A 13,466-nucleotide genomic window follows, 5' to 3' on the forward strand; every position below is an offset into this window, starting at 1 on the left:
AAGGTATTAAAGTTGCCGGTGAGGCGTGCTGTGGGGACACAGGCAGCCAAAGAAGCTGGCAACATGGTAGACCTGGACAATGACCCTACCAAACTCATTGAGATCGTAGAGATTGGCAAACAGCTACTCATGACCCGTGGTACACTCACCACGTTCTCCATTGCCAACGACGTGGCTAAATATTTCGCCATCGTACCTGCACTGTTCGTGACAGCAATACCAGCGCTGCAGGGTTTGAACATTATGCACCTGAAAAGCCCCGAAAGCGCCATTCTCTCTGCCGTGATCTTCAATGCCATTATCATCCCGGCATTGATCCCACTGGCACTGAAAGGAGTTGCTTACAAGCCGATTGGTGCAAGCGCACTGTTGCGCAGAAACCTGTTCATCTATGGTCTGGGTGGTGTGATTATCCCCTTCATCGGTATCAAACTGATAGACCTGTTCCTGTCAATCTTTATGTAAAAAATGTAATCATGAAAAAGTATCTCTTACCATCTATAAAACTCACCCTGGTCTTAATATTAGTACTCGGTGTAGCATATCCCCTGCTCATTGCAGGTGTCGCACACTTTGCTATGGGCCATGGTAAAGGACGCACACTTACCGTAAACGGCAAAGTGGTGGGCTATGAAAATGTAGGCCAGAAATTCACCGACGACAAATACTTCCAGGGCCGTCCATCTGCCGTTGATTACAACGCTGCAGGTTCCGGTGGTTCAAACAAGGCTGCCAGCAATCCTGACTACCTGAAAACAGTGCAGGAACGTATTGATACCTTCCTGGCACACAATCCAGGCACCGTACAGGCCGACATTCCAAGTGAACTGGTAACTGCCTCCGGTAGCGGTCTCGATCCGGACATCTCTCCCGCTGCTGCAGAGATCCAGGTAAAAAGGATCGCTGCTGCCCGTCACCTGGAAGAAGCAGCTATTCAAAAATTAGTTGCTGACCACACCGACAAATCATGGTTAGGACCAGATAAAATCAATGTATTAAAACTCAATATCGCGCTGGACGCGTTAAAATAGTAAGGACAATGGAACACGACCGGATTATCGTCAGAAAGGCCACCCTTTCTGACATTCAATATGCCGCTACAATTACTGATGAAATGGAAGCCTCGGCCAAAGCCAGGGGTACCGGAATAGGCAGGAGACCCGTATCCACTATCATTGACAAAATCAGGCAGGGAAAAGGAGTCATAGCTATAACGGCCGATAAAGTTTGGGTAGGATTTTCTTATGTTGAAATATGGGGGCATGGAGCATACGTTTCTAACTCCGGCCTGATCGTCAACCCTGAGTTCCGTAACCAGGGTATTGCTTCCAGGATCAAGAAAAAGATCTTTCGCTTATCACGGGAATTGTACCCTGCTGCAAAAGTTTTCAGCATCACAAGTGGTTTGGCTATTATGAAAATGAATACCAAACTGGGTTTTGAGCCCGTCACCTTCAGTGAAATTACAAGGGATGAAAACTTCTGGGCAGGATGTAAAGGTTGTGTCAACTACGACATCTTACAAAAAAAAGAATTTAAACATTGTATCTGTACGGCCATGCTGTATACGCCGCAGGAACATGCAGTCACACCTTACAGTGAAAAACTGGTAGCTACCATCCATGACTGAAAAAGAAAATAATGTCCAACATTTCCTGGACCTGATCCGTCAGTCCCGACGGGGAAAATTTAAAGTCTACATCGGCATGAGTGCCGGTGTAGGCAAAACCTATCGCATGCTCACGGAGGCAAAAACCCTGCTGCGGAACGGTGTCAACATTCAGATCGCATACATAGAAACACATAACAGGCCCGAAACCCACTCCTTACTGGAGGGGTTGCCTGTTATACCACGCCGCCAGCTTTTTTATAAAGGCAAAATGCTGGATGAACTGGATATGCAGGCAGTACTGAACCTGCACCCCGAAGTGGTAGTCATCGATGAACTGGCCCACTCCAACATCGAAGGCAGTAAAAACGAAAAACGCTGGCAGGATGTAATAGAGATCCTGGATGCCGGTATCAATGTAATCAGCGCCGTGAACATCCAGCACATCGAAAGCCTGCAGGAAGAAGTGAAAAACATCACCGGCATTGATGTATCGGAGCGGATACCAGACAGCATCCTGCTACAGGCCGATGAAGTAGTGAATATCGACCTCACCGCCGATGAACTCATTACCCGCCTGCAGGAAGGAAAGATCTACACGCCGGACAAGATTGCCGTAGCGATGAAGAACTTCTTTCAGCCGGAAAAGATCTTACAACTGCGCGAGCTGGCATTGAAAGAAGTGGCATCGCAGGTAGAGCGTAAAATAGAAACGGCCCTCCCCCGCACCGCCCACCTGCGCAGTGAACGATTCCTGGCCTGCATTAGCACCAACCATGTCATTGCCCGCAAGGTGATCCGGAAAACAGCCAGGCTGGCAGCGTACTACCATAGCCGCTTTTACGTATTGTACGTGCAGACGCCCCGGGAAAATATGGAAAGGATCGAACTGGCCTCCCAGCGCCACCTGATCAACAATTTCAAACTTGCCATGGAGCAGGGCGGAGAAGTACTGAAAGTAAAAAGTAGTAATATTGCCAAAACGATTATGGTCACAGCCGAAGAAAAGAATATTACCACCATCTGCATGGGTAAACCGCACCTCAGTGTATTAGGGATGGTAATGAATACAGCTGTATTTTCCCAGCTGCTGGGTAAATTGTCCGAATCGGATATTGACATCGTAATTCTGTCATAAGATGCGCCTGAAAACAAAATTAAGTATAGGCATTGGGTTTTTATTTACGGCCATCCTTGTATCCGGATTGCTCGGCATCTTCTCTATCAACCTGATGAAGAAGGATGCACATCTTGTATTAAAAGACAATTATGAAACCCTGGTCTACAGCAACAATATGCTGCAGACACTGGAACAGTTTCGCAAAGATCCCAAAAGCATTCAAACATTTGAGCAAAACCTGTCCCGGCAGGAAGCGAACATCACCGAACCCGGAGAAGGAGAAGCGACGGCTGCGGTAAGAGATCTTTTTGAAAAATTAAAAGCTTCCCCGGGCAATGACTCCCTGCAGCAACTGTTAAGAGAGAAAATATACCTCATTAATACTGCCAATCAACAGGCCATCTTTGCCAAGAACAGCACCGCCATGTCCAATGCAAAGCGCTTTAGTAACTGGCAGATGATCATCTTCTCATTACTCTCATTGATTGCATTTACACTGGCGGTAAACTTTCCGGGCATTATCAGTGAGCCGATCAATGCCCTCTCAGAAGGGATCAAATCTATTGTCAATAAAGACTACTCCCGCAGAATACACCTGAGTCAACACGATGAATTCGGCGAACTCGCACAGGCTTTCAATACCATGGCGGAGAAACTGAATGAATACGAGCATAGTAATCTCGCAAAAATTAAATTCGAGAAGTCCCGTATTGACACCATCATCAACCAGATGAATGATGGCATTATCGGGCTCGATGATACCCGCCATATTCTCTTTGCAAACCGGGTAGCTGAAAAACTATTAGGTCTCAAAGAAATGGAGATTGCCGGCAAATATGCACCAGACGTAGCATTACAGAATGACCTGATGCGCAGCTTACTACAGGAAAAGAGTAAAGAAAAAGAATTAAAGATCTTTGCTGATAATAAAGAGAGTTACTTTCATTTAGACGTAATTAACGTAGATAACAATGAACGCGTGATCGGGCAGGTAATTGTACTGCGCAATATTACCCCTTTCCATGAACTGAATGAGGCAAAGACAAACTTCATTGCCACTATCTCCCATGAATTAAAAACGCCTATTGCAAGCATTAAAATGAGCGCACAGCTATTGGCAGATTCCCGGATAGGCGATGTCAACAAAGAGCAGGAAGAACTGATTAAAAGCATTACAGACGATTCAGACAGGCTGTTAAAGATCACCAGTGAGTTGCTGAATATGAGCCAGGTAGAAACAGGACATATCCAGTTGAAGATAGCCCCCGTCAGCCCTGCGATCATCATTGAAAATGCCACCAGCACAGTGAGCTTTTTAGCCCAGCAAAAAAATATCCGGGTCCGCGTTGAACAGGCTGCCACACCTTGTAAAATGCTGACAGACCCGGAAAAAACAGCATGGGTGTTAACGAATTTCCTCACGAATGCAGTCAAGTATTCACCCGAAGATGATGAAATTGTATTGACCACTGCCGTCAACAAAAATAATATCTCCTTTACAGTGGCCGATCATGGCAGGGGAATAGACGAAAAGTACCTGCCTAAAATATTTGACAGGTACTTTAAAGTGCCTGGTACGCCTGAAAAAACGGGTACCGGGTTAGGTTTGTCTATATCCAGGGAGTTTATTGAAGCCCAGGGGGGAAAGATATGGGTAAACAGTAAATTGGGGGAAGGTGCCACCTTTGGGTTTAGTCTTCCCATAGCAGTATAACTCAGCTTTTACTATTTTTATAATTCTCTCTCATTTCCGCTCTTTTTGCCTTCTTATTCTCCTGGAATTTCTTAAACTGGTCATCGGTCAACACGGGTTTCAACGCTGCATCCCGCTCCTGGTCTGCAGCTTTAAACTGCTGTAACTTAGCCAGTTTACCGCCACCAGCCTGCTTAATCCCCGCCATCTTTGTCAAAAACTGTGTATTAATATCATACACCTTCTTATACTGATCATCATTCAGTGACAAGTGCACCTGCATTGAATCAGTCATTGTTTTTGCAAACTGCTTATCCTGTGCAAACGCCCCCTGGCACAGGCCCAAAAACAATACAAAAAATGCGATTAATCCAACTTTGTTTCTCATATTTTAGATTTACAGCAAATAGACTGAAATTTACCCAACAGGGACCTTCTTTCTCCGGTGAAGCGGACAAATTCAAGGGTGAAGTATCGTACATTTGAATACCTTACTAAAAGCAGTAAATATGAAAGTAATCGTCACCGGTACCACCGGTATGGTAGGCGAAGGCGTACTGGAAGAATGCCTCCGCAACCCACTGGTCACAGAAGTCGTATCCTTTGCCCGGAAACCCTTTGGCAAGTCGCATCCTAAATTAAAAGAAGTCATCCATCCTGACTTTTTTGATATCCGCCCTGTTGCCGATCAGCTAAAGGGGTATGATGCCTGTTTCTTTTGCCTGGGGGTGACTTCAATTGGCAAAAGTGAAGCTGATTATACCCATGCTACCTATACACTGACCCTACATGTAGCAGAAGTACTTAGCGCACAAGATCCGGGCATGACCTTCTGCTATATATCCGGCAGCGGTACAGACAGTTCAGAAAAAGGCCGCCTCATGTGGGCACGGGTAAAAGGCAAAACCGAAAACGACCTCATGAAACTCCCTTTCAAACAGGTATTTGCCTTCCGCCCCGGTTTCCTGCGGGCAGATAAAGGCGCCCGGCACGTGCTGAAAGGGTATAAATATATTGACTGGATCTACCCGATAGGCCGCGCATTATTTAAAAATGGTTTTTGCACACTGGCAGAATTGGGCAAAGCAATGATCAAAGTAACGGAGAAAGGTTACTTTAAAAAGACAATAGAAGTGAAAGACATAGTTGCGTTGGCACAATCATAATGAATACGCCTGCCGTTTTTGCAGCAATGCCTGCAGATGTTTAATCTCCTGCCCGAAAGGACTCATAATCACCTGTTTCACCGAAGCAGATGCAGGTGATAATGTCTTTGTAAGCAGGTTACTGCAACTCCCCGAAGGACTACAATCTATATAAAAACAAGGGCCGGCATTTTCCAGTCTTTCAATAGCAGCACTAAAAGCGATGGGTTCACGCACCACATCCCAGAAATAGTCCGCATCTAACTGGTACACAGGAGCAGATTGAATGCCTGAAATAAAAGTCGCCTCCGGCACGCTGTAACGCAGTTGCTGCATGATACGGATAAATGGCCCCCGGGCAGGCTCCATCAGCGGACTGTGAAATGGATAACGCACCGGTAACTGGCTGTAAGATATTTCATGACTGTCCAGCCAAAGCCGTACAGCCAGCAAAGTACGGTCATCTGCCGCCAGGGTAAAATGTCCTTTATGATCCACCGCAGCCAGTGTGGTGTTTTCATACAATAGCGGCTCCTGCTCATAAATAGCAGGATCTGCTAAAATGGAGATCATTCCACCCCGGGTGCACAGCCGCTCAATAATCCGTGCCTGGTCTATCATAGCAGTAAGCATATCCGCAGGCGATACCATACCGCTCACGGCGGCCGCCACCATCTCACCTACACTGCTACCCAGTACATAGTCTGGCTTTACCAGCAGTTCTTCCTGTAGCAAACGGGCCAGGGCGTATTGGACCATGAAGAGCGCAGGATTGGTATACCGGATGTCGTCAAAAACACCCTCAGCATTGAAACGCCTGCCATAAAGGTATTCAACCACCGAAGTACCCGTGTGGTTACGAACTTCCTTATCCAGGTGAAGAATCGTGTTCCTGAAAAATACATTGCTGTGGTATAACATAGCGCCCATGTTATAATATTGGCTACCATGGCCGGCGAACATGAATACAAAGTCAGGCATAGCGGGGTCGGGTTTTGGGGTTAAACAATAATAAGTTATGGGGTCAAACAATAATAACTTAAGTTAAATTTTTTATCGCGAAAAAGCAAGTGGGTGCGCGTTAAAACTCTCTAAATACTTATCAATGAATTCCTGTTTCCGCTTCGCCCTGTACTGCATCACAAACCGCGGATGCTCCAACGGTACAATTTTCTTAAAAAACCCCTCCTTCTCGTTTAATTTTATCAAAAACTGGCTGTTCTTCCCCGTCCCCAAACAATAACACACGCTCCGATCCACCCCAAACTCCAATTGCTTTTTTATATTCTCCACCATAAAAGGATAGACTGCCTTCGTCAACTCCGCACTATCGTAATAATTATAATTGATCTCTGTTCCATCTTCCTTCACTGCAGTAAACCCCAACGGCGACACCGACGCAAAATAAAAATCATGATAAAACTTCTCCGCTCCCCCGTACGCAGCAATTACATCATAAATGAACACTGACGAGGGCTCATGTGTTTGTATACCGGAAATGGATATACCACACACCGACTGCAACCGCTTGGTATCAGTAAAAGGAATCCCCGTAGCACCTGAACCTAAGCGACCCGGATTAATACCCATAATAATCTGCCTGGGGTGCTGATCTCCATAAAACCGGCGGTAAAATTGCTGCATAATATCCATTACCTGCGGCTGTTCACGAAAGGGGTTCATAATCCGGATGCCACTGGGCAACTTGCCTGTATACTGTAAGTTGGTATTAAAATCGATCACGTGATCTGCGAAGGTCTTTTTCATGAACCGAAAATAATTAATAATTTAGTTGTACATAACTTTAAAACCATGCAGCACTCGGCAAAGATTACGACGCTATTCCTGGACATCGGTGGGGTTTTATTAAGCAACGGCTGGGACCGTGCAGCCCGCAAAGAAGCAGCCAGGATTTTCGATCTGGACATTATAGAACTGGAAGAACGCCATCACCTCACCTTCGACACCTACGAAGAAGGCAAGCTGACACTGGACGAATACCTCACAAGAATTGTCTTTTACGAACACAGGGATTTTACCAGGAATGATTTCAAGGAGTTCATGTACAGCCGTACCACCCCTTATCCTGAAATGATAGACCTGATCTGCCAGTTAAAAGAGCACTACAAACTGAAGATCGCAATCGTCAACAACGAAGGCCGGGAACTCAATGAATACCGCATCCGTACCTTCGGTATCGACAAATTCGTAGACTTCTTTATCTCATCCTGCTTCGTGCACTTCCGCAAGCCCGATGCCGATATCTGGCGTATGGCCCTCGATATCGCCCTCGTAAAGCCACAGGAGGTCCTGTACATCGAAGACCGCGCCATGTTCATACACGTCGCCGAAGGCCTGGGGATCAATGGTCTCCTGCACGAAAACTACACAAAGACAGTTGAGAAATTAAAAGAATGGGGGCTTGGCCTCCCGCCACAATAAAAGAGCCTCCCGATATGGGAGGCTACATATAAAGCATCTCCACAAAGGAGATGCTTTTTGCATTCAACTATTTCCAACTCAATGTCACCACAGCTCCCCCCTTTAGCTCATATTTATAAACCCGGTCCCCATCCTGCACAGAAAAGGCCCTTGCCTGCTCCCCGCTATTCAACACCACCAGCACCCGGCTGCCATCCTTATTCAGGAAGGCCACATTCTCCAGGGAATCCGGATGCGCAGAATAAATCCTTTTCGCCCCCGGCCGTACAAACTTGCTGAAATGCGCCAGCGCATAGTACTCCACATTCCTTATCACCGTACCACTGTCTGACTTCACGGTCACCACTCCCCTGCACGTCATACATCCCCGGTTTACACTATCTCCCGCCGGCCCGGGTTGATTGGTTGTAGGCCCATTATGCTCATCCAGCGCCATATTCCAGAGCAATACGTTCTTTGACCAGTTATTCACAGTCCCTATCATCAGGTTGCCAACCATATATTTCAGGTTGCCCGCAAAGTCAGGCGCCCAGCTACCACCTGAGCACTCTGTGAAATACAACCCCTTGTCAGGATGAGCGGCATGCACAAGGCTCATGGCCCCTACAGCCCCTTCATAGCAATGGAAAGCCGCACCCGTTACATATTTACCCGCCGCAGTATCATCTAAAATAGAAATCGGGTATTCCGGGCTGTTCCAGTTATGATCAAACAATAATATCTCCGTGTTAATACCCTTTTGTTGCAACACTGGCCCCAGGTGATCCTTAATAAAGGTCAACTGCGCTGGCGCCGTCATCTTCATAGTGGGATAGGCAGCCTCATATTGCGGCTCATTTTGTACACTCAGACTGGTCACCTTAATACCTTCAGCCCCCAATGCCTGGATATATTTTGCAAAATATTCCGCATACGCAGCATAAGCATCAGGTCTTAATGAACCACCCTCCAGTTTATCACTCGTCTTCATCCATCCCGGTGCGCTCCAGGGTGTGGCCATGATATGAATACCGGGATTAATCGCCACCACTTCCTTTAAAACAGGAATCAAAGCCCCCGTATCCTTTGCGATACTGAAATGCTGCAAACTATCATCCCGCTTACCGACAGGCATATCGTCATAGCTGTAAGGCGACAAAGAGAAATCTGATGCGCCGATAGAAAGACGGATATAATTTATCCCGATCCCTTTTTCTGCATCAAACAATTCATCCAGCAGTGCTTTGCGCTTAGGTGCAGTCATGTATTGCTGCATCACATATGCCGATGACCCGGTCATAGCCGCACCAAAACCTTCTATCTCCTGGTATTGCTGGCTGGTATCTATTCTCAGGTTTAGTAATGCGGTATCCTTTACCGATTTTAACAAGGGCTGCTCCTGGAATAATTGTTTTTCGTCTCCCGTAGTCAGGAAAACTGTTGCATTCTCATTTTTCTGGGCACAGCCTCCCAGTACCGATGCTAAACATCCGGCATACAACCATAACTTCATGATAGGAAAGTTGAATGATGTGGGGGCCGCTACGCCCCCCACATGAATTATAATTTAAACTTCGCGGTCAGTTTCGCCACATGCACTTCAAAATCACCAGGCTCCAATATTGGTTTACCATCCACACCCGCAAATGCTAATTGCGCTACTGGAATCTCAAAGGTCACAGTCCTGCTTTCGCCTGCCTGTAACAATATTTTCTCAAACCCACGCAGCCGCTTCACATCCGGAGAAATCAATGTAGCCAGCAGGTCTGACGTATATACTTCTACCGCCTCCTTACCTGCCCTGCTACCCGTATTCTTTACATCCACACTTACTTTCACCGTACGGTTATCAACTGCAGCATGGAGGTTGCTATATTCGAAAGTCGTATAACTCAACCCTGTACCAAATGCATACTGCGGATTGTAATCTGCTTCGTAGTTATACACTCCTTCTGCCTTTGTCTGCTCTTCAGATGGCTTGTGGATATAACCAATCAGTGCATTTGGATAACGGGGATAGGTATATGGCAATTTACCGGAGGGGTTCACATCCCCATACAGTACATCTGCAATGGCATCGCCACCAAAGTTGCCAGGCAGGTAACCAAGTACCACACCTTTCACACCGGGCTCAAACCTGCTAATGATACGCGGGCGACCTTCTGTCAGGACCAACACGACTGGTTTACCGGTAGCAATCAGTTGTTGCGCCAGTGTAGTCTGCTCATCACCAATGTACAGGTCATTCAGGTCACCAGGTTTTTCTGCATAAGAATTTTCACCCAGGCACAACACAATCACATCCGCATTTTTTGCAGCGGCTACTGCATCTGCCAGGCGGTCAGGTGATTCTTCGTACCACTTGCCATCTGCCTTGTAGCTCACGCCAGGAATGTAAGTCACATTCTCTGCCCCTGCTTTCTTTTTCAGGGCGGCGAGAATAGTGTTGTACTGCGTAGTAAATTGTGGCACCTTTTCGCCCTGCCAGCTATAGCTCCATGCGCCATCCAGTGTACGCATGTCATTCGCATTCGGACCAGTTACCAGTATCTTCTTACCTTTTGCCAGTGGCAGTATGTTGCCTTCATTCTTCAGCAAAGTAATCGCCTCTGCGGCTGCATCATAAGATGCTTTTTCAAACTCCTTACTGCCAAATAAAGGATAGTCTTTATAGTTAGTTACCGGTTTTTCAAACAGTCCCAGTTCAAACTTCACACGCAGAATTCTGCGCACGGCATCATCCACTCTTGCTTGTGGCACTTTTCCTTCCTTCACTAATGCTACCAGTCCATCGCAGAATGGTTCATAGTTGTAAGGAATCATAGACATATCAATACCGGCATTGATCGCCAGCATAATGGCTTCCTTATCGCTGGCAGCTATATGATCACGACGGTACAGGTTCTCAATATCTGCCCAGTCAGTCACAGCCAGTCCTTTAAAGCCCAGCTCTTCTTTCAGTAATTTTGTAAGAATTTCGTAGTTCGCATGTACAGGAATACCGTTGATCTGACCTGAGTTAATCATAATGGTATGCGCACCAGCTTCTACCCCGGCCTTAAAAGCAGGCAGGTGGTATTCATATAGTTGCTGTTTGCTGATGTTCGCAGGGGTACGGTCCTTACCTGATACCGGTGCCTGGTAACCCAGGAAATGCTTGATGCTCGCTGCTACGTGGGTCACATCATGCACATCGTTCTTCTCCCCTTCATAGCCTTTCACAATTTCATGTCCCATCTGTGCACCAATGTATGGATCTTCTCCAAATGATTCCCATATGCGCGGGAAACGTGGGTCTGCACCTAAGTCCAGCACCGGCGAAAATACCCATGGGGTATTGCTTGCCCTGGTTTCGTAAGCAGTGATCTCTGCACCTTTGCGCACCAGTGCCCTGTTGCGGGTAGCTGCCTGCGCAATCTGCTGCGGAAACAATGTAGCTCCTGCTGTATAAGTAGCACCATGAATAGCGTCAATACCAAAAATCACGGGTATCTGCAAGGCATTACCTTTCATAGATACCTGCTGAATATAGCTCACTACCTCCCACCATCTTTGTGGGGTGAGTGCCTTGTTGTTTGCAGTGTTCAGTACGGAACCGATTTTGTACTTCACCAATGCTTTCTGCATCTCTGCAGTATCGATTACCAGCGGATCGAAGCTCGAGAAACGGTTCGGTCCTTTCCCCACTACGTCCAGCGTAATCTGTGCCATCTGGCCTACCTTTTCTTCGAGAGACATCTTTGCCAGCAAAGCTTCTACCCTTGCATTAATAGTCGCGGAATCATAAGCAACCACTTTTGCGGGTGGCGCTGCCTTTGCTTTTTTCTGCGCGTGCACCTGTGTAAGCGGGCATATCATACCACCCACCAGTGCAACTGTCAGCAGACGTTTTCCAAAATGCATGTTGTTGTGTGTTTTAGAGTCGCTATAGTTTATATTTCTCAGCGGGAATTGAGCACATTCCCGCTGAGAAGATAGCCCCCTTTTACAGGTTAAACAATGATTAATATCCTGTATTCTGGGTCAGATTTTTGTTCAACAACCTGTCCTGTTGTGGAATGGGGAATAAATACTGATGCTTGTCAGTATTCACGCCATAATTGATCGTTGTTCCGGATTCATCTTTCTGGCTGTTCATCAGGGTCACTACATTCACATACCCATTTTTCTCTGCACGCATCAGGTCATTCCAGCGGGTACATTCGTTCACCAATTCCAGTCTTCTTTCGTTCAGGATGGCATTCGCCAGATCGGTCTTTGTAGTCGCCGTGGTATTTGGCAGGCCGGCACGGGTACGGATCTGGTTCAGTAAGGTAGTGGCAGTCGCCGTGTTGCCCAACTCGTTATTCGCTTCTGCTGCTAATAAAATAATATCCGCGAGTCTCAATAAAGTGATATTATCGGTACTGTTCCAGCCACTTGGATCCGGAAATTTGTTCATAAACGGCACCTCTTTGGTATAATCCCATGCCGCTGCGGGACTGTTAAAGCTCGCATTGGCCACCTGCCAGTTGAACGTTGCTTTGTAGCGGGCCAGTGTATCGCCGGCCGCCTTGAATGCCTGCACCAGGTCATAGGAACCGATATTACGTTTTGCCCACTGATCAGATGCTACATAAGCGAACATCTCCGCACCCCAGAAGCTATACGTGCTGCCGGAAAACTGGATCTCCAGGATCGCTTCACTGTTGTTCTTATTAGCAGCCCCCCACAAATTTGCATAGTTGCCCACCAGTGAATAAGTACCGCTGCTGATCACCTTATTGGCATAGGCAAGACAGTTAGTATAGTCGCCCATCTGCGCATAAGTTCTGGCCAGCATTGCATCGGCAGCGCCCTTGGTAGCCCGGCCATATTGACCATTGTAAGGGGAGGCATTCAAAGTACTGTCAGCATACACCAGGTCTGTAATGATCTGCGCATATACCTCCGTGCTGGTGGCACGGGAAGGGTAATAGTCACCCCCGTTATCTTCTGAAGTAATCAGTGGTACATCGCCCCACTCAGTCACTAACCAGTAGTAGTTCATGGCACGCAGAAAACGGGCTTCACCCAGTATCTGGGATTTGCGGGTCGTACCAGCCCACTCGTCAGAGTTCAGGCCCGGTACTGCATCCAGCACCGCATTCACAGCGCGGATGTTATTGTACAATTCCTGCCAGTCGCGCTGTATATTGGTATTTGTCGCCACGTAGGTAAACATTTCCAATGGTTGTTCCGCCGCAGTGTTATCACCGTTTACATAGCAGTTATCAGACCGGCCGTCTGTATTCATCATGTTATCATACTGGAAGAAGTTGCCATTGGCCATAGTACGGTAAGCACCAGTCAGCCCCTCTTCCGCATCTGTAGCAGAGGCATAGAAACTACCGGTGCTCAGATCAGATTCAGGTTTTTTATCGAGAAAGCTCTTTTTGCAGGCAGCAAATGCCATGGCGAAAGAAAGCGTATATAAGAATTGTTTTTTCATGTTTCCAG

The 13,466-nt window shown here is 46.9% G+C and carries 12 protein-coding genes and 1 pseudogene; 7 read left to right on the plus strand and 6 right to left on the minus strand.

Annotated features, from left to right (window positions below; all coding sequences use genetic code 11):
* The 5 genes and pseudogenes from ABDW16_RS16255 to ABDW16_RS16275 form a co-directional block, all read left to right on the plus strand.
* A pseudogene (locus ABDW16_RS16255) lies at nt 1-465 on the plus strand (potassium-transporting ATPase subunit B); the annotation flags it as partial.
* 11 nt (nt 466-476) lie between these two features.
* Nucleotides 477-1,031 carry a potassium-transporting ATPase subunit KdpC gene (kdpC, locus tag ABDW16_RS16260; protein WP_343671096.1) on the plus strand — a complete coding sequence of 185 codons (555 nt, stop codon included), beginning with the start codon at nt 477-479 and terminating at the stop codon, nt 1,029-1,031.
* An 8-nt stretch (nt 1,032-1,039) separates the two neighbouring features.
* Entirely contained in the window at nt 1,040-1,630 is a 591-nt protein-coding gene (locus ABDW16_RS16265; protein ID WP_343671097.1) for an N-acetyltransferase, read from the plus strand.
* On the plus strand, nt 1,623-2,747 hold the full coding sequence (locus ABDW16_RS16270) for a sensor protein KdpD (protein ID WP_343671099.1): 1,125 nt from the start codon (nt 1,623-1,625) through the stop codon (nt 2,745-2,747). Before ABDW16_RS16265 ends, ABDW16_RS16270 begins: the two co-directional genes overlap by 8 nt.
* Before the next feature lies 1 nt (nt 2,748).
* Entirely contained in the window at nt 2,749-4,443 is a 1,695-nt protein-coding gene (locus ABDW16_RS16275) for an ATP-binding protein (RefSeq protein WP_343671100.1), read from the plus strand.
* A 1-nt stretch (nt 4,444) separates the two neighbouring features.
* Here ABDW16_RS16275 and ABDW16_RS16280 read toward each other — a convergent pair whose 3' ends face one another.
* Entirely contained in the window at nt 4,445-4,810 is a 366-nt protein-coding gene (locus ABDW16_RS16280; RefSeq protein ID WP_343671101.1) for a hypothetical protein, read from the minus strand.
* 121 nt (nt 4,811-4,931) lie between these two features.
* Here ABDW16_RS16280 and ABDW16_RS16285 point away from each other — a divergent pair, with 121 nt between their 5' ends.
* Nucleotides 4,932-5,588 (plus strand): NAD-dependent epimerase/dehydratase family protein, encoded by a 657-nt coding sequence (locus ABDW16_RS16285; protein WP_343671103.1) that lies wholly within the window; start codon nt 4,932-4,934, stop codon nt 5,586-5,588.
* Here the strand turns inward: ABDW16_RS16285 and ABDW16_RS16290 are convergent.
* Nucleotides 5,583-6,548: an acyltransferase domain-containing protein gene (locus ABDW16_RS16290; RefSeq protein ID WP_343671105.1), complete on the minus strand. Its 966-nt coding sequence runs from the start codon at nt 6,546-6,548 to the stop codon at nt 5,583-5,585. The genes ABDW16_RS16285 and ABDW16_RS16290 overlap by 6 nt on opposite strands.
* A gap of 72 nt (nt 6,549-6,620) precedes the next feature.
* The gene (locus ABDW16_RS16295; protein WP_343671106.1) at nt 6,621-7,334 is read right to left on the minus strand and encodes an SMUG2 DNA glycosylase family protein; all 714 of its coding nucleotides are present in this window, start codon (nt 7,332-7,334) and stop codon (nt 6,621-6,623) included.
* A 45-nt stretch (nt 7,335-7,379) separates the two neighbouring features.
* On the opposite strand from ABDW16_RS16295, the gene ABDW16_RS16300 reads away from it, so the two are divergent.
* Nucleotides 7,380-8,009: an HAD family hydrolase gene (locus ABDW16_RS16300; RefSeq protein ID WP_343671108.1), complete on the plus strand. Its 630-nt coding sequence runs from the start codon at nt 7,380-7,382 to the stop codon at nt 8,007-8,009.
* Between the two features lie 67 nt (nt 8,010-8,076).
* On the opposite strand, the gene ABDW16_RS16305 is transcribed toward ABDW16_RS16300, so the two are convergent.
* The 3 genes from ABDW16_RS16305 to ABDW16_RS16315 form a co-directional block, all read right to left on the minus strand.
* Nucleotides 8,077-9,501 carry a glycoside hydrolase family 30 beta sandwich domain-containing protein gene (locus ABDW16_RS16305; protein WP_343671110.1) on the minus strand — a complete coding sequence of 475 codons (1,425 nt, stop codon included), beginning with the start codon at nt 9,499-9,501 and terminating at the stop codon, nt 8,077-8,079.
* A gap of 47 nt (nt 9,502-9,548) precedes the next feature.
* Entirely contained in the window at nt 9,549-11,891 is a 2,343-nt protein-coding gene (locus ABDW16_RS16310; protein WP_343671111.1) for a glycoside hydrolase family 3 N-terminal domain-containing protein, read from the minus strand.
* Nucleotides 11,892-11,991: 100 nt separating this feature from the next.
* Nucleotides 11,992-13,458: a RagB/SusD family nutrient uptake outer membrane protein gene (locus ABDW16_RS16315; RefSeq protein WP_343671113.1), complete on the minus strand. Its 1,467-nt coding sequence runs from the start codon at nt 13,456-13,458 to the stop codon at nt 11,992-11,994.
* Nucleotides 13,459-13,466 lie beyond the last annotated feature (8 nt).

This window comes from Chitinophaga sp., from assembly GCF_039596135.1.
Taxonomy (GTDB): Bacteria; Bacteroidota; Bacteroidia; order Chitinophagales; family Chitinophagaceae; genus Chitinophaga.

Coding starts and splice junctions, on each gene's coding strand:
- kdpC (WP_343671096.1), top strand. CDS start 477: ATGAAAAAGTATCTCTTACCATCTATAAAACTCACCCTGGTCTTAATA.
- ABDW16_RS16265 (WP_343671097.1), top strand. CDS start 1,040: ATGGAACACGACCGGATTATCGTCAGAAAGGCCACCCTTTCTGACATT.
- ABDW16_RS16270 (WP_343671099.1), top strand. CDS start 1,623: ATGACTGAAAAAGAAAATAATGTCCAACATTTCCTGGACCTGATCCGT.
- ABDW16_RS16275 (WP_343671100.1), top strand. CDS start 2,749: ATGCGCCTGAAAACAAAATTAAGTATAGGCATTGGGTTTTTATTTACG.
- ABDW16_RS16280 (WP_343671101.1), bottom strand. CDS start 4,810: ATGAGAAACAAAGTTGGATTAATCGCATTTTTTGTATTGTTTTTGGGC.
- ABDW16_RS16285 (WP_343671103.1), top strand. CDS start 4,932: ATGAAAGTAATCGTCACCGGTACCACCGGTATGGTAGGCGAAGGCGTA.
- ABDW16_RS16290 (WP_343671105.1), bottom strand. CDS start 6,548: ATGCCTGACTTTGTATTCATGTTCGCCGGCCATGGTAGCCAATATTAT.
- ABDW16_RS16295 (WP_343671106.1), bottom strand. CDS start 7,334: ATGAAAAAGACCTTCGCAGATCACGTGATCGATTTTAATACCAACTTA.
- ABDW16_RS16300 (WP_343671108.1), top strand. CDS start 7,380: ATGCAGCACTCGGCAAAGATTACGACGCTATTCCTGGACATCGGTGGG.
- ABDW16_RS16305 (WP_343671110.1), bottom strand. CDS start 9,501: ATGAAGTTATGGTTGTATGCCGGATGTTTAGCATCGGTACTGGGAGGC.
- ABDW16_RS16310 (WP_343671111.1), bottom strand. CDS start 11,891: ATGCATTTTGGAAAACGTCTGCTGACAGTTGCACTGGTGGGTGGTATG.
- ABDW16_RS16315 (WP_343671113.1), bottom strand. CDS start 13,458: ATGAAAAAACAATTCTTATATACGCTTTCTTTCGCCATGGCATTTGCT.